We start from the raw sequence: 21,488 nt of genomic DNA, 5'->3' as shown, positions 1-21,488 counted from the left end.
GGCTCAGTCACGAATCGCGTGCTCCTCGGATCGGGGAAAGGTAAGCTCCGGCCGAAACCTCACAAGCCGCCCGTCACGGCTCCGGCTGCATCGCCTCGCCCGAGATCCTTCATGTCCGACACCCTGGATAGCGCAACGGCCGTTCCCCCGCGGGTGGAGGTGCGCCCGACGCTCGCCGCCAGCGCCGCCGTGTTCCGCGGCCCCCTCGTGCTGCTCGCCCGCCGCGCCGCCAATCCCGGCGCCGGCCTGTGGAGCCTGCCGGGCGGACGGGTGGAGCCGGGCGAGACGGTGGCCGAGGCCGCCGTGCGCGAGGTGATGGAAGAGGTGGGGGTCGTGGCCGAGATCGTCGGCCTCGCCGCCGCCCGCGACATCATCGTGCGCAACCGGGAGGGGGAGCTGAAGGCCCATTTCGTGGTCCTCGCCCACGCCGCCCGCTGGCGCGGCGGGGAGCCGAAGCCCGGCGAGGAGGCGGCCGAGGTCGGCTGGTTCCGGCCCAACGAGGTCGCCGCCCTCACCACCACCGAGGGGCTCGCCGAGGTGGTGGCCAAGGCCGCGCTCCTGATGGGCGAGATGTGAACCGCCGGTTGGCCCCCTTGACCGCGCGCGCCGGGCGCCGCAGGAGTGGCGGCGGAACCATGATGATGCGCGCGCTCGCCCTTCTCCTGACTGCCGGCCTCGTGCTCGCCGGCCCCGCCGCGTCCCGCGCCGCCGGGCCGACGGAAGGCGCGCCCCCGCCCTATGACGGCGACCTGATGCGCCTCGCGGAAATTCTCGGCGCCCTGCATTACCTGCGGCCCTTGTGCGGCGTCACTGCCGAGGCGCAGCGCTGGCGCAACGAGATGCAGGCACTCATCGATACCGAGCAGCCCTCGGACGCCCGCCGCTCCAAGATCATCGCCAGCTTCAACCGCGGCTATTCCAGCTATGCCGAGGTCTATCGCAGCTGCACGCCGGCGGCGCGCATGGCGGTGGATCGCCAGCTCGACGAGGGCGGGCGGCTCACTCACGAAATCGTGGTGCGGTATGGGGGGAATTGACCCCTTCTGTGTTAACCTTTTGGTCAGAACTCGCCTGAATCCCCCAGCGTGAAGTGCTAGATATCCGGTGCGCCGTTCGGTTCTGCGGCGCGGAGGCAGCCCATCGTGTCCACCTTGACCAACCCCGTCATCGACCTGCCCGAAATCTCGGACATGGCCGCCGATGACCGCCACGCCGCCTTGACCTATCTGAACGATGCGTGGGTCGAGGCCGTGCGCGAAGGGCTGGACGAGGACTGCCTGGTGCAGGCCGCGCTCTTCACCGCCCTGCGCAGCCTCGTCGCCACCTATGGCGAGGCCGCCAGCTCCGAATATATGGCGCGCGTCGCCGAGCGGGTCGCCGCCGGCGAATACACCGTGGTCAGCCGCTCGCACTGAGCGGCGCGGCGAGCCTCCCTCGCCGCTTCCATGATCGTCGCATTCCTCCCGCCGGGCGTTCTCGCGAACGTCCGGTTTTTTCTTGTGCGCCGGTGCCAAAAGAAAACCGGCGCCCCGAGGGACGCCGGCTTGGTCTTGGTTTCGCTTTCACCGCCGTCATCCCCCGGTTCCTCCGGGGGATCCACGGTGCGGCCGGGCGGGATCTTCGTCCGTCCCACCGCTCCATCGGCCCGGTGGATGGCCCGGACGCGCCGGGCCATGACGGTGACGATGAAGGGCGCCTGAGACGTGCCCTCAGGCCGCGTCGCGCTTGTTCTGGCGGTTGCTGATGAGGTCTTCCACCACGCCGGGATCGGCCAGCGTCGAGGTGTCGCCGAGGCTGTCGAACTGGTCTTCCGCGATCTTGCGCAGGATGCGGCGCATGATCTTGCCCGAGCGGGTCTTGGGCAGGCCCGGCGCGAACTGGATCAGGTCGGGCGAGGCGATGGGGCCTATTTCCCGGCGCACCCAGGCCACCAGCTCCTTGCGCAGCTCCTCGGTGGGCTCCTCGCCGTCCATCAGGGTGACGTAGGCATAGATGCCCTGGCCCTTGATGTCGTGCGGGAAGCCGACCACGGCGGCCTCGGACACCTTCGGATGGGCGACGAGGGCGCTTTCCACCTCCGCCGTGCCCATGCGGTGGCCGGAGACGTTGATGACGTCGTCCACGCGGCCGGTGATCCAGTAGAAGCCGTCCGCGTCGCGGCGGCAGCCGTCGCCGGTGAAGTACTTGCCGGGATAGGTGGCGAAGTAGGTCTGCTCGAAGCGCTCATGGTCGCCATAGACCGTGCGCATCTGGCCCGGCCAGCTGTCGGCGATCACGAGGTTGCCCTCGCAGGCGCCTTCCAGCACGCCGCCCGCCGCATCCACCACTTCCGGTTGCACGCCGAAGAAGGGACGGGTGGCCGAGCCGGGCTTGAGCTTCGTCGCGCCGGGCAGGGGGGTGATGAGGATGCCGCCGGTCTCGGTCTGCCACCACGTATCGACGATGGGGCAGCGCTCCTCGCCGACCACGCGGTAGTACCACTCCCAGGCTTCGGGATTGATGGGCTCGCCCACCGAGCCGAGCAGGCGCAGGGAGGCGCGCGAGGTCTTCTTCACCGGCTCCTCGCCCGCCTGCATCAGCGAGCGGATGGCGGTGGGGGCGGTGTAGAAGATCGACACCTGATGCTTGTCGATCACGTCCCAGAAGCGGGACACGCTCGGATAGTTCGGGATGCCCTCGAACATGAGCGTGGTGGCGCCGTTCGCGAGCGGGCCATAGACGATGTAGGAATGGCCCGTCACCCAGCCCACGTCGGCGGTGCACCAGTAGATGTCGCCGGGGTGATAGTCGAACACGTACTGATGCGTCATGGACGCATAGACGAGATAGCCGCCGGTGGTGTGCAGCACGCCCTTCGGCTTGCCGGTGGAGCCGGAGGTGTAGAGGATGAACAGCGGATCTTCCGCATTCATCGGCTCGGCCGGGCATTCGTCCGTCACCATGGCGGCGGCTTCGTCGTAATAGACGTCGCGGCCGGGGGTCATGTCCACCTTGCCGCCGGTGCGGCGCACCACGATCACGTGGTCCACGCCGCCCTCGATCTGGTTCACGGCCGCGTCCACATTGGCCTTCAGCGGCACCTTGCGACCGCCGCGCAGGCCCTCGTCGGCGGTGATGACGACCTTGGAGCCGCAATCGGCGATGCGCCCGCCGAGGCTGTCCGGCGAGAAGCCGCCAAACACGATGGAGTGAATGGCGCCGAGCCGCGCGCAGGCGAGCATGGCGAACGCTGCCTCGGGGATCATCGGCAGGTAGATGGTGACGCGGTCGCCCTTCTCCACGCCGCGGTTGCGCAGCACGTTGGCGAGCTTGTTCACCTCGGAGGACAGCTCACGATAGGTGATCTTGCGGCTCTCGTCGGGGCTGTCGCCCTCCCAGATGATGGCCACCTGGTCGCCGCGGGTCTCGAGGTGCCGGTCCACGCAATTGTAGGCGACGTTTGTCACGCCGTCCTCGAACCACTTGATGGAGACGTGGCCCGGATCATACGAAGTGTTCTTCACCTTCGTGTAGGGCGTGAACCAGTCGATCCTTTTGCCGTGCTCGCCCCAGAAGGCGTTCGGGTCGTTGACCGAGGCGGCATACATGGACTTGTAGTGCGCGTCGTCCACATAGGCTTTCTGGGCCCACTGGGACGGAACGTCATAGACCTTGTCGGACATTCTTCTGCCTCCCTCGCGCGGACCGCTTCGTCCGCTGTCCATCATTCACGGCGGTACCCGCCTTGGTTGGGGCGGATTATGCTGAGCGCCTCGACGCTTCACAAGGCACCGCCGGTCAAGACTTTGGGCTCATAGCCCTTGGTTGGTCCCCGGGGTGCGCACCGCCGTGGCGGCGCGCGATGCCGCAGCCGGCGCGGCTCCCGCGATCCGCCCGCCGGGCGTATAGACAACCGCCCGCGATGCGCCCGCAAAAAACGCCCCAGGAAACGCCCCGGCAAACGCCCGACAGGATACACCCGATGGACCTCTGGACCCGTCTTCTCGTCCTTCTTGCCGGCCTGTTCGGTGCGGCCGGTGTCGCGGCCGCGGCTGCTGCGGCCCATGTGGGCGGGGGCACCAACCTTGAGACCGCGTCGCACTTCCTGCTGTTCAACGCCGCGACGCTGGCGGCGCTGGTCGCTCTTGCCCTCCAGCTCACGCGCGGGGGCGTGCTGCTGAAGGTGGGGGCGAGCGCCATCGCGCTCGGCACGCTTCTCTTTTCGGGCGATCTGGCCGCAAGGGCCTTGATGGACGTCAAGCTCCTGGGCGGCAGTGCGCCATTTGGCGGCAGCCTGATGATCCTCGGCTGGCTGATGGTGGCGGCGACCGCGCTGCTCGCCCGGCGACACTGAGCCGGTCCGGCCTTACAGCCTGCGGGCGGCGACGCGGGCCTCGGCCCAGCTGATCAGGGCGTCGAGCCGATCGCCCCCGTCCAGCGCGAGGCTGACGGGCAGGTTCGCGATCTTCGCGCTGACGGTGTACGCGAAGCCGATCCGGACGAAGTCCTTCTGCGTCGTCACCAGCCGCGCGCCGAGGCGCCGCGCCTCCGCCGCGAGGCGGGCGATCTCGTCCGTCCGGTAGGGATGATGGTCGGGGAAGGCGTGGCGCGCGACCACATTGAGCCCTTCCGCCTCCAGCGTGGCGAAGAACTTCTCCGGCCGTCCGATGCCGGCGAAGGCGACGAGAGGCTTGCCCCTGAGCGCCGCGACGGCCGAGGGCTCCGGCGCGAGGTGCCCGTGCAGCACGGCCAGATCCGCCGCGCGGGCCAGCCCGGCCACCGTCTCGCCGGGCGCGCCGTCGCCGATCAGCAGCAGCGCATCGGCCTTCTCGATCTGCGGGGCCAGCGGAGCGCGCAGCGGCCCGGACGGGGTGACGCAGCCGTTGCCCACGCCGACGCCGGCATCGATCACCAGCAGCGTGCAATCCTTGTGGAGGGAGGGGTTCTGGAAGCCGTCGTCCATCACCACATGGCTCGCGCCGGCCTTCACCGCCAGCCGCGCGCCACCCAGCCGGTCCCCGCCGGCGACGATGGTGGGCGCATGAATGGCGAGCAGCAGGGCTTCGTCCCCCACATCCGCCGCGGTGTGGGAGGCTGGATCGACCCGAAGGGGGGCCTTGGCCTTGCCGCCATGGCCGCGCAGCAGGGCGAAGGGCTGCGCGCCGCGCGCCTTGAGCCGTTCGATGAGGGCGATGGCAGTGGGGGTCTTGCCCGCGCCGCCGACCGTGGGATTGCCGATGCAGATCACCGGCACGTCCACCATGCCGCCGGCCTCCCCGAGCCGGCGCAGCGCGACGCCGCCGATGACGGCGGCGACCGGAGAGAGCATAGCGGCGGCAAGGCCCGGCCGGTCGCGCCACCAGAAGGCGGGCGCGCGCAGCATCAGCGGGCCTGCAGGCGGATGTGGACGAGATAGGGCTCGATGGCGACCAGCGTGCGGTCCAGCGCGCCGCCCAGCGAGGTCACGGCAGCGTGGGCCGCATCGGCCATCTCGCCGTGCAGCTGCGGGTCCTTGATGAGGGCATAGGCGGCGCGGGCGATGCCCAGTGCATCGGTGACTTCCGCCGCGCCTTCGTCGGCATCGAGCCGCTCGTAGATGTTGGCGAAGTTCCAGACATGGGGGCCGTGCAGCACCACCGCGCCGAGCTTCGCCGGCTCGATCGGGTTCTGCCCGCCATGCTCCACCAGCGAGCCGCCCATGAAGACCACCGGCGCCATGCGATAGAAGAGGCCCAGCTCGCCGATGGTGTCGGCGATGTAGATGTCGGTTTCCCGGTCCGGCAGCTCGCCGAGGCTGCGCTGGCGGGTGGCGAGGTCCGCCGCCTGGGCGAGCGCCGCCACATCCAGCCCGCGCTCGGGATGGCGCGGGGCGATCACCGTCACCAGCTCCGGGATCTTGGAGGTGAGGATCTCGTGCGCCTCGATCATCAGCGCCTCCTCACCCTCATGGGTGGAGGCGGCGAGCAGGATCGGCCGCTTGCCGAGCGCCTTGTCGAGCCGCTGGAGTTCGGCCGTGTCGGCGGAGGGGGGCGGCACGTCGAATTTCAGGTTGCCGCAGACTTCCACCCGCGGCGTACCCAGCGCCCGGAAGCGCGCGCCGTCCTCCTCGCTCTGGGCGAGGCACAGGTCCACGCGGGAGAGCAGCGCCCGCGCGCTCTTGGGAAGCTTTTTCCAGCGGGTGGCGGAGCGTTCGGACAGCCGGCCATTGACCAGCACGACGGGCGTGCCACGGCGGCCCAGCTCGGCGAGCAGGTTCGGCCACAGTTCGGATTCGGCCAGCAGCACGAGGTCCGGCGACCAGTGGTCGAGGAAGCGGGCGACGAAGGCGCGGGCGTCCAGCGGCACGAACTGGTGGATGACGCCGGGGGGCGCCCGCCGCTCAGCCACGCGGCTGGAGGTGAGCGTGCCGGAGGTGAGCAGCACGCGGAAGCCGCGCTGGGAGAGCCGCTCGATCAGCGGAAGGACGGAAATGACTTCGCCGACGCTGGCGCCATGCACCCACACCAGCGGGCCCGGGGGGCGCTCGGTGCTGGCATAGCCGCGCCGCTCGGCGAGGCGCGCCGGGTCTTCCTTGCCCTTGCGGACGCGATAGGAGAGCCAGGCCGGCGCCAGCAGCGCCGCCACGGAACTCGCCCGCCGGTAGGCCCGGAGGGTGAGAGGCAGCTTGCGCCCCTTCATGTCGAGGCCTTCATCGACGAGAGGTCCGTGCGGCCAGCGCCTCGGCCCGGCGGGTCACGTCCTCAAGGCTGGCCTGCACCTGATCGCGGGCGGCGAGGAGGCCGGCCTCGTCCACGTCGCGGTCGACCCAGATCGGCGCACCGGCGACGGCGGCACCCTTCCCGAACGGCAGGTTCAGGCTGGCACGGTCCCAGCTCTTCAATGTGATGCGATTATGGGTCGCCATGGCGACGGGGATGATAGGGCGTCCCGAGTAGCGTGCAATGGTAACGACGCCCATGCCCACCTTGCGGGCGATCTTGGGCACGTCGGCGGTCATCGCCACATTGATGCCTTCCGCCAGGGTGTCCAGCATCTGGTAGGTGGCGGAGACCGCGCCCTTGCGGTGGAAGTCGCGCTTGGACGTGGCGCCGGAGCCGCGAATGGTTCCGACGCCCAGCTTCTCGGCGGCGATGGCATTGATCTCCGCATCCGCATGGCGGGAGATCAGCACCTTGGCCTTGTGGTGGGGCTTCATGGCGAACGGGGTGAGGAAATGCTGCCCGTGCCAGAAGGTGACGATCACCGGCAGGTGCTCGTCGATGGTGTCGAAGACGTCCGGGGGCTCGACGACGAAATCGGTCGTATGCGCCACCAGCTTGAAATAGGACGCAAACGTCGTTCCCGCTGCCACCTTGAAGGCGCGGTTTGTCCTCAGTCGCCGCCACATCTTATGGTTTGCCCACTGTTGTTGCGTCCCGCACCGGGTGAGGGACGAGGAACCCGATCTTCACCCGCCCTGAACCTTGCCGGTTTCCGGATCGAGGAGGCGGTGGAGGTGTACCACGAAGTAGCGCATCATGGCGTTGTCCACCGTCTGCTGCGCCTTGGCCTTCCAGGCCGCCGTTGCGCTGGCATAGTCGGGATAAATGCCGACGATGTCGAGCTTGCTCAGATCCTTGAACTCGGCGCTGTCGATTGCGGTGAGCTCCCCGCCGAAAACCAGGTGGGGCAACTGCTTCTTCGTCTCGGTCATGGCGTATCCAATGCGGCTTTGAAAGAAACGGGTGCGCCCATCGCCTCGAGCGCGGCCTGGTGCAGCGGCGCACCGGCGCAGACGAGGGGGGCGTGGCTGGGAATGGGCGCATTGTAGCGCAGCGCAATGCCGTCGTGGCCGGTGAGGTGGCCCTGCGCCTCCGTGACGACGAGGTCGGCGGCGGCCAGATCCCAGTCATTGGAATTGCCGCCGGCGAAGGCGACGTCGATTTCGCCGGTGGCGACCCGCGCGAGGCGCAGCGCCAGCGAGCGGATGCGCGGCAGGCGCTCGATGGGGGCGGCGCGGGCGATGCGGTCGAGATCGGCGGGCGGGCCGGCGACCCGGGCCCCTTCCAGCCGCGCGCGGGAGGCGACGGCGAGGGCGCGGCCGTTGCGGAAGGCACCGGCGCCGGCAATGGCGGTGAACATCTCGTCGGTGGCCGGGGCGAACAAGGCGGCGGCCACCGGCCGTCCCGCTTCCACCAGCGCCACGGACACCGCCCAGTCGCTGCCGGCAGCCATGAAGGCGCGGGTGCCGTCGATGGGGTCCACCACCCACAGGCGCGAGGCGGAGAGGCGTGCGGGCGTATCGGCCGATTCCTCGGACAGCCAGCCGGCGGCGGGATCAAGCGCCGTCAGGTGCTGACGCAGGAAGGCGTCCACCGCCATGTCGGCCTCGGTGACGGGAGAATTGTTGCCCTTGGTCCAGGTCTTCACGCCGGCCGCGAACATGCCACGCGCCATCTCGCCGGCCTCGGCCACCGTATGGACCATACGGCGGGCGAAGGCGTCGTCGATGGCGAAACGGGGATGATCCCCGCCGCCGGCGCGCGTCGGTTCGGTGCTCATTGCCTGCCAAATAGGGGCGCGGACGCCGCGAGGCAAGCCATCTCATGCTGCACCGCGTCAATCGGACCGCCCCGAAGGGTGTCCTTACGGCAGGAGAGGGAGGATGGTGTTGGGCAGCAGGGTGTCGAGGGCGAGGCCCACGAACAGGATCAGGCCGGCATCGCGATTCGACTTGAAGACGGCGAGGCAGCGCTCGGGATCGTCGATGTCGAGCCGGCGCACCTGCATCCACAGGTGAATGGCGAAGCCGATCAGCCCGAGATAGGCGAACGGCCCCACCGGCACCGACATGAGCGCCGCGGCGAACAGGAACACCACCAGCGCATAGCACAGCGACACGGCAAGGCCGGTGCTGCGCCCGAACAGGAGGGCGGTGGACCGCACGCCGACGATGGCGTCGTCCTCCTTGTCCTGATGGGCATAAATGGTGTCGTAGGCGAACACCCACAGCACCGAGCCGGCGAACAGCAGCAAGGCGGGATCGGCGATGGTGCGCATCACGCTCGCCCAGCCCATCAGCGCGCCCCAGGAAAAGGCGATGCCGAGGATGAGCTGCGGCACCGAGGTCACGCGCTTCATCAGCGGGTAAACGGCCACCACGCCGAGGGAGGCGATGCCGGTGACGATGGCGAAATGCGGCAGCGAGAGCAGCACTGCGAGGCCGACGAGGGCCTGAAAAATCAGAAACGCGAAGGCGGCGGGAACGCTCACCTGTCCGGATGCGACGGGGCGGCCGCGGGTGCGCGCCACCTGCCGGTCGATCTTGCGGTCGAGGATGTCGTTCCAGGTGCAGCCCGCCCCGCGCATGGCGACGGCGCCGATGGCGAACAGCACCAGCAGCTTGGGCGAGGGATAGGGGTCGTCATTGGCGATGGCGGCGAGCGCCGTGGACCACCAGCAGGGCAGAAGCAGGAGCCAGGACCCGATCGGACGGTCCATCCGCGCGAGTCGCAGGTATGGCCGCACCGGGCCAGGGGCCAGGCGCTCCACCCAGTTACCACGCGGGGCATCGGCGATCGGCGGGGCGGCAGCCCCTTCGCGGGCACTCAATCCGGCGACCTCACTTCAGTGCGTTGCCGTTGAGGGTGCCGAAGACGCCAGTGTTCTTCCCCGCATCGATGCTGTAGCCGGTGGTGATCCCGAGCGCGCTGGACATGGAGCCCTGCGGCGGCGGCTTGTTCGGCCCGCCCACGCCGGACGCGCCGTTGGCGGCGGCCTCGCAGACCCGGTTGCGGATGTCCACGGTCTTCTTGTTGGAGGCGGCGGCCTGATCGACGGCCTGCTGCGGGATCTGGCACCAGTCCTTGTTGTCGGTGAGGAACTTCACCCATTTCTGCTCTGCGGCGGCGAAGGCGCGGAACGCGGGGCAGAGCACCTGCGGGTCCTTCTCCTTCTTGTTCACCACTGCCTGCAGGGCCTTGCCCTTCTCCTCCAGTTCACCGCGAACCGACGCGACATCGGTCTGGCAATCCGCGAGCGCGACGCCGGCGGACAGCGCAGTTGCGACCAGAGTGGCCGAAATCGCGAGCGTGAACGTCTTCATGAGGCAGAGCCCCTCCTCATCGGGATCCTCTCGGACCGCAGGTTTGATATACAGACCCCCAACTTTGGGCAATATCACGGCGGAACGCGCGGAAAGCTACCACGCATTCCCTAACGGAGTGCATCGGCGCTTGACGGACCCCTTGCGCGTGGGTAATTTCGCGCAACTTTTGAAAGGGACAGCGCGGCCATGCGCAAGATCGTTATTCTTCTCGTAGGGTGGTGCGCCACTTTCCGTCTGGCCTGAGGGCTGTGACGAATGAAGTGGCGCGTGACGAGGGGCCTTCGGGCCCCTTCGTCGTTTCTGAGCCGGGGCGCCGGCGCGGAATTTCAGGATCGAGCCGGGCCGCAGGCCGGGTGGAGACAAGGATAAAAGTCCGGCGAAGCGCGCCGGCCGGGACCGGATGGTTCCCGCAGGGAGTTGCACCATGAGCAAGCAGATGACCGGCGCCGAGATGGTGATCCAGGCCTTCGCCGACCAGGGCGTCGAGCACATCTTCGGCTATCCCGGCGGTGCCGTGCTGCCGATCTACGATGCGCTGTTCCACCAGAACCACATCGAGCACATCCTGGTGCGGCACGAGCAGGCGGCGGTGCATTCGGCCGAGGGCTATGCCCGCTCCTCCGGCAAGGTCGGCGTGGTGCTCGTCACCTCCGGCCCCGGCGCCACCAATGCCGTCACCGGCCTCACCGACGCGCTGATGGATTCCATCCCGATCGTCTGCATCACCGGGCAGGTGGCCACCCACCTCATCGGCAACGACGCCTTCCAGGAATGCGACACGGTCGGCATCACCCGCCCCTGCACCAAGCACAATTACCTCGTGCGGGACGTGAACGACCTCGCGCGCGTGCTGCATGAGGCCTTCTATGTCGCCCAGAACGGCCGGCCCGGCCCGGTGGTGGTCGACATTCCGAAGGACGTGCAGTTCGCCACCGGCACCTATGTCGGCCGCGAGAACATCCAGCACAAGACCTACCGTCCGAAGCTCGACGCCGAGGCGCCGCAGATCGCGGCCGCGGTGGAGATGCTGGCCGGGGCGAAGCGGCCCATCTTCTATACCGGCGGCGGCGTCATCAATTCCGGTCCCGAGGCGAGCCGTATCCTGCGCGAGCTGGCGCGCCTCACCGGCGTGCCCGTCACCTCGACCCTCATGGGTCTCGGCGCCTTCCCGGCGGCCAACCGCCAGTGGCTGGGCATGCTGGGCATGCACGGCACCTATGAAGCCAACATGGCCATGCACGGCTGCGACGTGATGGTCTGCATCGGCGCGCGCTTCGACGACCGCATCACCGGCCGCCTCGACGCCTTCGCGCCGGGCTCCAAGAAGATCCACATCGACATTGACCCCTCGTCCATCAACAAGAACGTCAAGGTGGACCTGCCCATCATCGGCGACTGCACCCGCGTGCTCGCCGATATGCTCGCCGCCTGGAAGGCCCGCGACCTGTCCATCGACAAGGCGGCGCTGGATGCGTGGTGGACGCAGATCGACCGCTGGCGGGGGCGCAACTGCCTCGCCTACCGGCAGTCGGACGAGATCATCAAGCCGCAATACGCCATCGAGCGGCTCTACAATCTCACCAAGGACAAGGACGTCTACATCTCCACCGAGGTGGGCCAGCACCAGATGTGGGCGGCGCAGTTCTTCCGCTTCGAGGAGCCGAACCGCTGGATGACCTCCGGCGGCCTCGGCACCATGGGCTACGGCCTGCCCGCCGCCATCGGCGCGCAGAAGGCGCACCCCGACGCCCTGTGCATCGATATCGCCGGCGAAGCCTCCATCCTCATGAACATGCAGGAGATGTCGACCGCCGTGCAGTTCGACCTGCCGGTGAAGATCTTCATCCTGAACAACAAGTACATGGGCATGGTGCGCCAGTGGCAGGAACTGCTGCACGGCGCGCGCTACTCCCACTCCTATTCCGAGGCGCTGCCCGACTTCGTGAAGCTCGCCGACGCCTATGGCGGCGTGGGCATCCGCTGCGACAAGCCTTCGGATCTGGACGCCGCCATCGAGGAGATGATCGCCATCAAGCGGCCGGTGATCTTCGACTGCATCGTGGACCAGCAGGAAAACTGCTTCCCCATGATCCCCTCGGGCCGCGCCCACAACGAGATGATCCTCGGCGACATGGCCGTGGACCTCGACGAGGCCATCACCGACGAGGGCAAGATGCTGGTGTGAGGCGGGCCCTTTCGCTTCCTCCCCTCTCCCCTCGCGGGAGAGGGGCTGGGGGTGAGGGGTGAGGCCGCCGGGTCGAAACGCCCGGCGCTGGCCAAGCTGAACCATACCCCTCACCCCGACCCTCTCCCGCAAGGGGAGAGGGAGCCTCTTCCCCCGCGCCCTCACGCCATTCCATCCGAGACACCCATGCCCAACTCTTCCGAGCCCATCGAGCGCCATACCCTCTCCGTCCTGGTCGACAACGAGCCGGGCGTGCTGGCGCGCGTCATCGGCCTGTTCTCCGGCCGCGGCTACAACATCGACAGCCTGACGGTGTCGGAGGTGAGCCACGAGGGGCACCTCTCGCGCATCACCATCGTCACCACCGGCACGCCCATGGTGATCGAGCAGATCAAGAACCAGCTCGACCGCCTCGTGCCCGTGCACCGGGTGCGCGACCTGACCGTGGAGGCCTCGGCGCTGGAGCGCGAGCTGGCCATGGTGAAGGTGCGCGGCGTGGGCGAGGCCCGCGGCGAGGCGCTGCGGCTCGCCGAGGCCTTCCGCGCCCGCGTCATCGATGCGACCCGCGAGAGCTTCGTGTTCGAGATCACCGGCAAGTCGGACAAGATCGACCAGTTCGCCTGGCTCATGGAGCCGCTCGGCCTCGTGGAGGTGGCGCGCACCGGCGTGGTGGCCATCTCCCGCGGCCCGGAGGCCATGTGAAATGGGCCACGTGAGGACCGCGGCCTGACAATGTGACCAATCGGAAACAGGCGTTCACCGGCAGCGGTGCCGGGCGAAACGCCTGTTTCCATTTGCCGCGATCCGGTGCAAAGGAGCCGCGGCCATCCCCCAATTCGAGATAACGCCCATAAGGAGACCACGATGCGCGTTTATTACGACAGCGACGCCGACCTGAACCTGATCAAGGGCAAGAAGGTCGCCGTCATCGGTTATGGCAGCCAGGGCCATGCCCATGCGCTCAACATGCGCGACTCGGGCGTGAAGGATGTCATCATCGGCCTGCGTCCCGGCTCCGCCTCCGCCAAGAAGGCCGAGGCCGAGGGCTTCAAGGTGATGGCGCCCGCCGAGGCCGCCAAGATCGCCGACGTGGTGATGATGCTCACCCCCGACGAGCTGCAGGGCGACATCTATCGCGAGAGCCTCGCCGACAACATGAAGCACGGCGCGGCGCTGCTGTTCGCCCACGGCCTCAACGTGCACTTCAACCTCATCGAGCCCCGCAAGGACCTCGACGTGCTGATGGTCGCCCCCAAGGGCCCCGGCCATACCGTACGGTCCGAGTACCAGCGTGGCGGCGGCGTGCCGACCCTCATCGCCATCGCCCAGGACGCCTCGGGCAACGCCCATGACCTCGGCCTCTCCTACGCCTCCGCCATCGGCGGCGGCCGCGCCGGCGTCATCGAGACCACCTTCAAGGAAGAGTGCGAGACCGACCTCTTCGGCGAGCAGGTGGTGCTCTGCGGCGGCCTCGTGGAGCTGATCCGCGCCGGCTTCGAGACGCTGGTGGAAGCCGGCTACGCCCCCGAGATGGCCTATTTCGAGTGCCTCCACGAGGTGAAGCTGATCGTCGACCTCATCTATGAGGGCGGCATCGCCAACATGAACTACTCGATCTCCAACACCGCCGAATACGGCGAGTACGTCACCGGCCCCCGCATCATCACCGCCGAGACCAAGGCCGAGATGAAGCGCGTGCTGAACGACATCCAGTCCGGCAAGTTCACCCGCGACTGGATGCTGGAGAACAAGGTCAACCAGGCCTCCTTCAAGGCCACTCGCGCCCGCGTCAACGCCCACCCCATCGAGGAAGTCGGCGAGAAGCTGCGCGCCATGATGCCCTGGATCAAGGCCAAGGCCCTCGTGGACAAGTCCAAGAACTGATCCTCACGCGCTGAGGCAGGCCCCGGAGCGGCGAAGGCTGCTCCGGGGCTTTTTTGTTGGCGGGGCTTGGTGGTGGCTATTTCCCGCCCGGCGTGCTCTCGCTCTCCACCGCGAATGCCATGAACCGGGCGATACGCCAGATGCCGTCGGCGTCGCGGCGGAAGATGTCCATGCCCTCGTCGCGCGAAAGCGCATTGCCGCCCGGGCGCTCGGTGAGCACCCAGGTGAGGCGCACCATGGCGAGGTCGCCGGACACCAGGATTTCGTGGATCTGGCAGACATAAGCGAGCTTGCCGCCGGACTTCGCCAGCGCCCTGGCGATGCGCGCGCAGACGGCGGCCTTGTCCCCCGCAGGGGCACCCCGCACATCGGATTTCAGATCGTCGGCGAACAGCTCGCAGGTGGCCGCGGCATCGCCCCGGTTGAACGCCTCGGTCCAGGCGGCAAGGCGGGCGCGGATGGCGGCTTCGGCGGCGCGGTCCCCCGCCGAACGGTCCTCGGCATGGGCGAGGGCCGGCGCGAGGAGGAGAGCGAGGACAAGGACGGCGCGGCGCAGCATCTCGCAGGTCTCCGCGCCGGCGGGCGCCGGACGACTAGAGCACCGCCGCCCGCCGGCCGGCAACCGTCAGTCCACAATGCGCGCCTGGATGGTCAGGATGTCCCAGGCCGGCGCCTCCGGCGGGTTGGCGTAGACGGTGGTGAAGCTGCCCACGGTGCCGTCCGGCCCGACCGTGCTGCGGGGCTGGTCGCCGATCTCCGCGCCATGTACCTCGATCAGGATGGCGGGAGCGGTGGACGAGCCGTTGGCAATGGCGAGCCCGTCCCCGTCCTTGGGCGAGAAGGCATCCACCGCGCCCGCGCCGAGGCATTTCGAAGCCGCCCGTGCCACCGGCGGTGCGCCGTCCGGCAGCGCGAGACTCTGGCGCAGGACCTCGCCGCGCAGCACGCCGGCCAGTTCCCAGACTGTCTGCTCGCTCACCGGCAGCGCGGCGCTGGGGGCGAGCACGGTGGCGATGACGGTGAAGCGGGTCATCTGGTCCGCATAGAGCTGGTATTGACGGAACGGCGCGTCGTCGAGCCGGGCGAACACCTCCGGCAGCCAATCGTCCTGCGCCACCAGCCGGCCCATGAGGTCGCGGCCGATCATCAGGATCTCGCGCGGATCGTCCGCCAGCTCCACCATGGACTGGATGTCCCAGCAAAAGCGACGCAGCGGCTCGGGTGGGGTGGTCGTCATCGCGCGGCCATCCCGAAGCTGGGGACCGCTGCGCGTCGTCTGCTTTGCGACACGCCGGGGGCGCGCCCTTGATGTGCGCAATCTCGTTGGAAAAACAATGGCATGACCAGACCCGTCCAAGGCACGTCGCGCGTTGGGATCGCGCGCTGGCGAGCGAGGCAAGAATAGGGCCGGGGACTGTCCGGGACGCGTGAATACGACGCGCCGCGCGATCGGCAAACGCATCAGTGTGCGCCTGCAATGATGCGATGCAAAAGATGTCGGGCGAAATCGTCAAGACTAGGAAAAATGTTTTTTGTCAGTTATTTATGCCGAAAAATGCATTTCCTATTCTCCCCGTTGACAACCCATTTCGCTGCAAATAGCCTTTTGTCCGACAAAGCCTCCTTTTGAGGATTTTCCGCCCGCGATGGAACGGTTCGACCGCATCAAGGTCCCTTCCGCCTACGAGATGGTCGCCGAGGCCATCGAGGCCGAGATCGTGTCCGGCCGGCTGCGGCCGGGGGACGAGATCGGCACCGAGGCGGCGCTGGTGCGGCAGTTCGGGGTGAACCGCTCCACCGTGCGCGAGGGCATCCGCGTGCTGGAGCAGGGCGGCCTTGTGCGGCGGGAGGCGAGCCGCAAGCTGTTCGTCTGCGAGCCGCGGGCCGGCGGCCTCTCCACCCGCATCAGCCGCGCGCTGGTGCTGCAGGACGTGACCTTTCGCGAATTGTTCGACACCGCCATGGTGCTGGAAGTGGGGTCGGTCGAAGGCGCGGTCGTCCATGCGGATGCGGACATGCTGGCGGCGCTGGAAGATAACCAGGAGCGCCTCGAGGCGGCGGTGAACAATCCCGTCGTCGTGGCCGAGCTGGATTCAGAATTTCACGCGCTCCTCGCCCGTGCCTGCGGCAACCGCGTGCTGGAGATGGCGCGCGAGCCCGCCGCCTTGCTGTTCTTTCCCTCCACGGAGATGATCTGCCGGAGGGTGCCCGAGGGCGCCGGGCGCATGGCGCAGGCGCACCGCTTCATCATCGACGCAGTCAGGGCGCGCGACCTCGAACTCTCCCGCACCTGGATGCGCCGGCATCTGGTGGACTGGCGCAAGGGCTTCGTGCGGGCCGGCCGCGAGATTGACGAGCCAGTGGAGCGCATCTTCGCGCGCTATGCGCTGAGCAAGTCGCAGAGTTGAGGTGAAGTAAAGCCAAAATGATCGCCGGAAAACCGGCGGCTTTGGAGGGAATGCCTTGGAACACGTCAACTCGGTCCCTGTGGCCGGGCGGCGCCCGTGCGCCAGCCCGCGGCCGGGGGAGGGCGCATGAACGCCGCGCCAGCCTCTGCGGCAACGCCTGCGCCCGTCGCCGCGCATCTGGCGGTGGACGGCCTCGGCCTGTGGTTCGGCGGGCTCAGGGCGCTCACCGATGTGTCCTTCGAGGTGAAGAAGGGCTCCATCACCGCCCTCATCGGCCCGAACGGCGCCGGCAAGACATCGCTGTTCAACTGCATTTCCGGCTTCTACCGCCCGCGCGCCGGGGCGATCCGTCTCGACGGCGTGGACATCACCCGCACCCATCCGCCGGAGCGGGCGAAGGCCGGGCTGGCGCGCACCTTCCAGAACATCGCGCTCTTCAAGGGCATGACCGTGCTCGACAACATCAAGCTCGGCCGGCACGCCCACATGAAGACCAACCTGTTGCAGGCGCTGACCTATTGGGGCGCGGCCCGGGCCGAGGAGATGGAGCTGCGCGCCGAGGTGGAGCGGCAGATTATCGACTTCCTGGAAATCGACCACATCCGCAACAAGCCCGTCGCCTCCCTCTCCTACGGCCTCCAGAAGCGGGTGGAGCTGGCCCGGGCGCTGGCCATGCGTCCGCGCCTCCTGATGCTGGACGAGCCCGTCGCCGGCATGAACCGGGAAGAGACCGAGGACATGGCCCGCTTCATCCTCGACGTGAAGGAAGAGTGGGGAATCTCCATCCTCATGGTGGAGCACGACATGGCGATGGTGATGGACATCTCCGACCATGTGGTGGTGCTGAATTTCGGCAAGGTCATCGCGCAGGGGCTGCCCGCCGAGGTGCAGGGCAATCCGGAAGTCGCCGCCGCCTATCTCGGCTCGGGCGACCCGGCCGAGCTGATGCGCCGCCTCTCCGGCGTGGGGGAGGCGGCCTGATGGATTGGCTCTTCTTCACCGAGGTGACACTGGCGGGGCTCGGCTCCGGCGCATTGCTGTCGCTCACGGCCCTGTCCTTCGTGCTGATCTACAAGGCGACCCGCGTCATCAATCTCGCGGTGGGCGAGATCCTGATGCTGGGCGGCTATCTCTTCTTCGCCTTCGTCACCGCCTTCGGCCTCGCCACCTGGCTCGCCATTCCGCTCGCCATCGCCGGCGGTGCGCTGTTCGGCTTCGTGGTGGAGCGCACGCTCATCCGGCCCATGCTGGGGGAAAGCTCCATCTCAGTGCTCATGCTGACCGTGGGGCTCGGCTCGGTGCTCATCGGCGCCACGGAGCTGATCTGGAACACCGATCCGCGCGCGCTGCCGGACTTCATGGGGCAGGCACCGGTGTTCATCGGCGAGGCCTATGTCTCGCGCAAAATCGCCATCGGCTTCGTGGTGTCGGCGCTGGTCATCGCCTTGTTTCTGCTGCTGTTCCGCTTCTGGCGCGGCGGCGTCGCCCTGCGCGCCACGGCGACCGACCAGGCGGCGGCCTATTCATGCGGCATCAACGTGCCGGCGGTGTTCTCGCTGGCCTGGATGGTGGCCTGCGCCACCGCCGCCGGGGCGGGGCTGCTGGTGGGGGCCATCGGCGGCATCTCGCCCACCATGGGCGTGTTCGGCCTCTCGGCGCTGGTGGTGGTCATCATCGGCGGGCTGGACAGCGTGCTCGGCGCGCTCGTCGGCGGCATCCTCATCGGCCTCGTGGAGGCCTGGGCGGGCACCTTCCTCGGCGGCGAGTACAAGCTCGTCACCACCTTCTCCATCCTCATCGCGGCGCTGATGATCCGGCCCTACGGCCTGTTCGGCACCGTGGAGATCGAGCGGCTCTGATGCGCATCGCAACCGCCAAGGAAACCTACATCGCCGACGAGGGCCTGCTCGTCACCTCGACGCAGCGGGCGTGGATGGGCGTGCTCCTCGCCATGCTGGTGCTCGCGCCCTTCGTGCTCAACCAATACTGGCTTTATCTCGCCTGCCTCGTCGCCATCAACGTGGCGAGCGCGACGGGGCTCAACATCCTCACCGGCTTTACTGGCCTCGTCAGCCTCGGGCAGGCGGCCTTCATGGCGGTGGGGGCCTATACGGTCGCCTTCTTCGAGGGGCAGGTGGGAATGCCCTTCCTCCTCAACATCCTGGCCGCCGGCCTCGTGTCCGCTTTGGTGGGTGTGCTGGTGGGCATTCCGAGCCTCAGGGTGAAGGGGCTCTATCTCGCCATCGCCACCATCGCGGCCTCGGTGATCCTGCATTTCGTCTTCACCCACTGGGTTTCGGTGACGGGCGGTGTGCGCGGCATCAATGTCGCGCCGGCGCGGCTGTTCGGGCTGGAGCTGGCGAGCCCGTTCGCGCTCTATTTCGTCATCGTGCCCATCACCTGCCTGATGGTTCTGGGCGCGGCGAACCTCTTCCGCACCCGCATCGGCCGCGCCTTCATCGCCATCCGCGACCGGGATATCTCGGCCGAAGTGCTGGGCATCCCGCTGCTCCGGTACAAGCTCATGAGCTTCGCCCTCTCGTCCTTCTACGCGGGCGTGGCGGGCGGCATGTGGGCCTATTTCTTCCGCGTGGTGACGCCGGAGAGCTTCCCCTTCGCCACCTCCATCTTCTTCCTCGCGGCGGTCATCGTGGGCGGGCTCGGCACCATCATCGGCTCGGTGCTGGGCGCGGCCTTCATGACGCTCGTGCCGGAGCTGTTGAAGTATGTGGTGGATTGGCTCGCGCCCATCTTCCCCAATGCCGGCGCGGCGCTCTCGCCGGTGCGCACCATCGTGTTCGGGGCGCTCATCATCCTGTTCCTCGTATTCGAGCCGCACGGACTTGCGGAAATGGTGCGCCGCGCGCGCCGCTTCTTCCATCTGTGGCCGTTCCGCACGTGACGCAAGAAAAGACAAAGTAAAAAGATCCAAGGGAGAAAACGCCAATGACCAGTCTCAACAGACGCCAGATCATGGGCCTCGCCGCCGGCGCCGGCCTTGCCTCCGCCTTTCCCGGCTTCACCGCTTATGCGCAGGAGAAGGAGATCGTCATCGGCGGGTCCATCCCGCTGACCGGCGTGTTCGCCTTCGCCGGCGTGGCCATCGAGGCGGGGATGTCCGACTATGTGAAGCTCACCAACGAGGCCGGCGGCATCGCCGGGCGCAAGCTGCGCCTCGCCTATGAGGACACCGCCTACAAGGTGGATACCTCGGTGGCGGTGTTCAACAAGCTCACCACCCAGAACGACATTCACCTCTACTATGGCGACAGTACCGGCTTCGCCAAGACCATCAACGAGGAGCTGAACCGCCGCGGCACCATCCTCATGGCCGGCGCCTCCTTCGGCAGCGAGCTGAACAATCCCGAGAAGTATCCGTTCCAGTTCATGGCCGGGCCGGACTATGTGGAGATGTTCGCCATCCTGCTCGAATACATCGCCAAGGCGCAGCCGGGCGCGAAGCTCGTCTTCGTGAACTCGGACACCGAATTCGGCCGCGACCCCATCGAGGCGAGCGTGAAGCGGGCGAAGGCCATGGGGCTCGATGTGGTGGCGCAGATCGTCACCCCGCCCACCGCCGTGGACGTCTCCACCGAGGTGCTGAAGCTGCGCCGCGCAAACCCGGACTTCACCATCTTCCACGGTTATGTGCTGGCGCCGCTGCCGGAATTCATGTCTCAGGCCAAGCAACTCGGGCTCAAGACCAAGTTCATGGGCACTTTCTGGTCCATGGACAACTCGCTATGGGCCAATGTCGGCGCGCCGGCGGACGGCTTCATGGGCGTGATGCCCTACCGTTACTATTACGACACTGCTCCGGATGCGCCGATCCTCGACAAGATCCGCAAGCTCCGCCCCACCTATCAGGCGACGGGCTACATGCAGGGCTTCCTCACCGCCATGCTCATGGGCGAGGCGGCAAAGCGCACGCTCGCCGCCGGGCAGGAGCTGAACGGCAAGACGCTGAAGGCCGCGCTCAATTCCATCAAGGACTTCGACACCGGCGGCATCATCGGCGTCCCGATCTCGGTGCCCGGAAATTCCGTCCCCGTCGGCCGCATCTACCAGTTCAACGCCGCCGACAAGCAGATGAAGCCGGCATCCGACTGGATCAGCCTGAAGAAGTGATTGATATGACCGCGCACGCCATACTCGACATCTCCAACATCGAGGTCGTCTACAACAAGACGATCCAGGTGCTGCGCGGCCTGTCGCTGAAGGTGGAGGCCGGGAAGGTGGTGGCGCTGCTGGGCTCCAACGGCGCCGGCAAATCCACCACCCTCAAGGCGGTGTCCGGCCTTCTCGCGCTGGAGGACGGCGACGTCACCTCCGGCGCCATCACCTTCGACGGTGCGCCGAGCGGCGCGCTGAAGCCGCACGACCTCGTGCGCCGCGGCCTGTTCCACGTGATGGAGGGGCGGCGCATCTTCGAGGACCTCACGGTGGAGGAAAACCTCGTCGCCGCCACCTATGCGCTCACCGGGCGCAAAACGAAGCCCTCGTCCTTCGACGCGGTCTACGAGTATTTCCCCCGCCTGCACGAGCGCCGCAACGGCCGCGCGGGCTATCTCTCCGGCGGCGAGCAGCAGATGCTGGCCATCGGCCGCGCGCTGGTGGCGGAGCCGAAGCTGATCCTCCTGGACGAGCCCTCCCTCGGCCTGTCGCCCAAGCTGGTGGAGGAGATCTTCACCATCATCGCCCGCATCAATCGCGAGCGGGGCGTCTCCATGCTGCTGGTGGAGCAGAACGCGGCGGTGGCCCTCGCCGTCTCGCACTACGGCTACATCATGGAGACCGGCAAGATCGTGCTGGACGGCCCCACCGAGCGGCTGATGGCGGACCAGGACGTGCGCGAATTCTACCTCGGCATGGCCGGGGAGGCGGGGGCGAAAAGCTACCGCGACATCAAGCACTACAAGCGCCGCAAGCGCTGGCTTTCGTGAGC

23 protein-coding genes are annotated in these 21,488 nt (G+C 67.9%); 13 read left to right on the top strand and 10 right to left on the bottom strand.

What is annotated here, in order from left to right:
• The first annotated feature begins 111 nt into the window (after positions 1-111).
• The 3 genes from V5F74_RS03150 to V5F74_RS03140 all read left to right on the top strand — a co-directional run bounded on the left by V5F74_RS03150 (position 112) and on the right by V5F74_RS03140 (position 1,415).
• Positions 112-576 carry an NUDIX hydrolase gene (locus tag V5F74_RS03150; RefSeq protein ID WP_394006226.1) on the top strand — a complete coding sequence of 155 codons (465 nt, stop codon included), beginning with the start codon at positions 112-114 and terminating at the stop codon, positions 574-576.
• Between the two features lie 59 nt (positions 577-635).
• A complete protein-coding gene (locus V5F74_RS03145) occupies positions 636-1,037 on the top strand; it encodes a TIGR02301 family protein (protein WP_024279662.1) in 402 nt (133 codons plus the stop codon).
• 105 nt (positions 1,038-1,142) lie between these two features.
• Entirely contained in the window at positions 1,143-1,415 is a 273-nt protein-coding gene (locus V5F74_RS03140; protein WP_024279661.1) for a hypothetical protein, read from the top strand.
• A gap of 294 nt (positions 1,416-1,709) precedes the next feature.
• On the opposite strand, the gene acs is transcribed toward V5F74_RS03140, so the two are convergent.
• Positions 1,710-3,662: an acetate--CoA ligase gene (gene acs, locus V5F74_RS03135; protein ID WP_374252641.1), complete on the bottom strand. Its 1,953-nt coding sequence runs from the start codon at positions 3,660-3,662 to the stop codon at positions 1,710-1,712.
• Between the two features lie 299 nt (positions 3,663-3,961).
• Here acs and V5F74_RS03130 point away from each other — a divergent pair, with 299 nt between their 5' ends.
• Positions 3,962-4,333: a DUF423 domain-containing protein gene (locus V5F74_RS03130; protein WP_024279659.1), complete on the top strand. Its 372-nt coding sequence runs from the start codon at positions 3,962-3,964 to the stop codon at positions 4,331-4,333.
• A 12-nt stretch (positions 4,334-4,345) separates the two neighbouring features.
• Here V5F74_RS03130 and lpxK read toward each other — a convergent pair whose 3' ends face one another.
• The 7 genes from lpxK to V5F74_RS03095 all read right to left on the bottom strand — a co-directional run bounded on the left by lpxK (position 4,346) and on the right by V5F74_RS03095 (position 10,063).
• Positions 4,346-5,362, bottom strand: a complete 1,017-nt coding sequence (gene lpxK, locus V5F74_RS03125; RefSeq protein ID WP_245279373.1) for a tetraacyldisaccharide 4'-kinase — start codon at positions 5,360-5,362, stop codon at positions 4,346-4,348.
• Positions 5,362-6,657, bottom strand: a complete 1,296-nt coding sequence (locus V5F74_RS03120) for a 3-deoxy-D-manno-octulosonic acid transferase (RefSeq protein ID WP_394006222.1) — start codon at positions 6,655-6,657, stop codon at positions 5,362-5,364. Before V5F74_RS03120 ends, lpxK begins: the two co-directional genes overlap by 1 nt.
• 10 nt (positions 6,658-6,667) lie before the next feature.
• Complete coding sequence (locus V5F74_RS03115; RefSeq protein WP_029557946.1) at positions 6,668-7,366, bottom strand: lysophospholipid acyltransferase family protein; 699 nt, start codon at positions 7,364-7,366, stop codon at positions 6,668-6,670.
• Positions 7,367-7,426: 60 nt separating this feature from the next.
• A complete protein-coding gene (locus tag V5F74_RS03110; RefSeq protein ID WP_024279655.1) occupies positions 7,427-7,672 on the bottom strand; it encodes a DUF4170 domain-containing protein in 246 nt (81 codons plus the stop codon).
• Positions 7,669-8,520, bottom strand: coding sequence for a 3'(2'),5'-bisphosphate nucleotidase CysQ (locus V5F74_RS03105; protein WP_394006220.1), 852 nt, complete (start codon positions 8,518-8,520; stop codon positions 7,669-7,671). The genes V5F74_RS03110 and V5F74_RS03105 overlap by 4 nt, the downstream gene beginning before the upstream one ends.
• Positions 8,521-8,604: 84 nt before the next feature.
• Positions 8,605-9,570 carry a 4-hydroxybenzoate octaprenyltransferase gene (ubiA, locus tag V5F74_RS03100; protein WP_374252648.1) on the bottom strand — a complete coding sequence of 322 codons (966 nt, stop codon included), beginning with the start codon at positions 9,568-9,570 and terminating at the stop codon, positions 8,605-8,607.
• Between the two features lie 10 nt (positions 9,571-9,580).
• Positions 9,581-10,063: a hypothetical protein gene (locus V5F74_RS03095; RefSeq protein WP_051679152.1), complete on the bottom strand. Its 483-nt coding sequence runs from the start codon at positions 10,061-10,063 to the stop codon at positions 9,581-9,583.
• A gap of 427 nt (positions 10,064-10,490) precedes the next feature.
• Here V5F74_RS03095 and V5F74_RS03090 point away from each other — a divergent pair, with 427 nt between their 5' ends.
• From V5F74_RS03090 to ilvC, 3 genes are all read left to right on the top strand, one after another.
• A complete protein-coding gene (locus V5F74_RS03090; RefSeq protein WP_029557950.1) occupies positions 10,491-12,251 on the top strand; it encodes an acetolactate synthase 3 large subunit in 1,761 nt (586 codons plus the stop codon).
• Between the two features lie 186 nt (positions 12,252-12,437).
• Positions 12,438-12,953 carry an acetolactate synthase small subunit gene (gene ilvN, locus V5F74_RS03085; RefSeq protein ID WP_029557951.1) on the top strand — a complete coding sequence of 172 codons (516 nt, stop codon included), beginning with the start codon at positions 12,438-12,440 and terminating at the stop codon, positions 12,951-12,953.
• 162 nt (positions 12,954-13,115) lie between these two features.
• Positions 13,116-14,135, top strand: coding sequence for a ketol-acid reductoisomerase (ilvC, locus tag V5F74_RS03080; protein ID WP_024279649.1), 1,020 nt, complete (start codon positions 13,116-13,118; stop codon positions 14,133-14,135).
• 76 nt (positions 14,136-14,211) lie between these two features.
• Here ilvC and V5F74_RS03075 read toward each other — a convergent pair whose 3' ends face one another.
• Positions 14,212-14,694, bottom strand: a complete 483-nt coding sequence (locus tag V5F74_RS03075) for a YybH family protein (protein ID WP_394006216.1) — start codon at positions 14,692-14,694, stop codon at positions 14,212-14,214.
• Positions 14,695-14,760: 66 nt separating this feature from the next.
• Positions 14,761-15,372 carry a cysteine dioxygenase family protein gene (locus V5F74_RS03070; RefSeq protein WP_394006214.1) on the bottom strand — a complete coding sequence of 204 codons (612 nt, stop codon included), beginning with the start codon at positions 15,370-15,372 and terminating at the stop codon, positions 14,761-14,763.
• Positions 15,373-15,781: 409 nt separating this feature from the next.
• On the opposite strand from V5F74_RS03070, the gene V5F74_RS03065 reads away from it, so the two are divergent.
• From V5F74_RS03065 to V5F74_RS03040, 6 genes are all read left to right on the top strand, one after another.
• A complete protein-coding gene (locus V5F74_RS03065) occupies positions 15,782-16,543 on the top strand; it encodes a FadR/GntR family transcriptional regulator (protein WP_029557954.1) in 762 nt (253 codons plus the stop codon).
• A gap of 126 nt (positions 16,544-16,669) precedes the next feature.
• Positions 16,670-17,524 (top strand): ABC transporter ATP-binding protein, encoded by an 855-nt coding sequence (locus V5F74_RS03060; protein WP_394006212.1) that lies wholly within the window; start codon positions 16,670-16,672, stop codon positions 17,522-17,524.
• Positions 17,524-18,402 (top strand): branched-chain amino acid ABC transporter permease, encoded by an 879-nt coding sequence (locus V5F74_RS03055; RefSeq protein WP_029557956.1) that lies wholly within the window; start codon positions 17,524-17,526, stop codon positions 18,400-18,402. Before V5F74_RS03060 ends, V5F74_RS03055 begins: the two co-directional genes overlap by 1 nt.
• Positions 18,402-19,445, top strand: a complete 1,044-nt coding sequence (locus V5F74_RS03050; RefSeq protein ID WP_394006210.1) for a branched-chain amino acid ABC transporter permease — start codon at positions 18,402-18,404, stop codon at positions 19,443-19,445. The genes V5F74_RS03055 and V5F74_RS03050 overlap by 1 nt, the downstream gene beginning before the upstream one ends.
• Before the next feature lie 44 nt (positions 19,446-19,489).
• Entirely contained in the window at positions 19,490-20,671 is a 1,182-nt protein-coding gene (locus V5F74_RS03045; RefSeq protein ID WP_394006208.1) for an ABC transporter substrate-binding protein, read from the top strand.
• A 5-nt stretch (positions 20,672-20,676) separates the two neighbouring features.
• Complete coding sequence (locus V5F74_RS03040; RefSeq protein WP_029557960.1) at positions 20,677-21,486, top strand: ABC transporter ATP-binding protein; 810 nt, start codon at positions 20,677-20,679, stop codon at positions 21,484-21,486.
• The last annotated feature ends 2 nt before the right edge of the window (positions 21,487-21,488 follow it).

Source organism: Xanthobacter aminoxidans, assembly GCF_043193615.1.
In the GTDB taxonomy this organism is placed as follows: domain Bacteria; phylum Pseudomonadota; class Alphaproteobacteria; order Rhizobiales; family Xanthobacteraceae; genus Xanthobacter; species Xanthobacter aminoxidans.
This window is presented reverse-complemented; position numbering and strand designations above follow the sequence as displayed.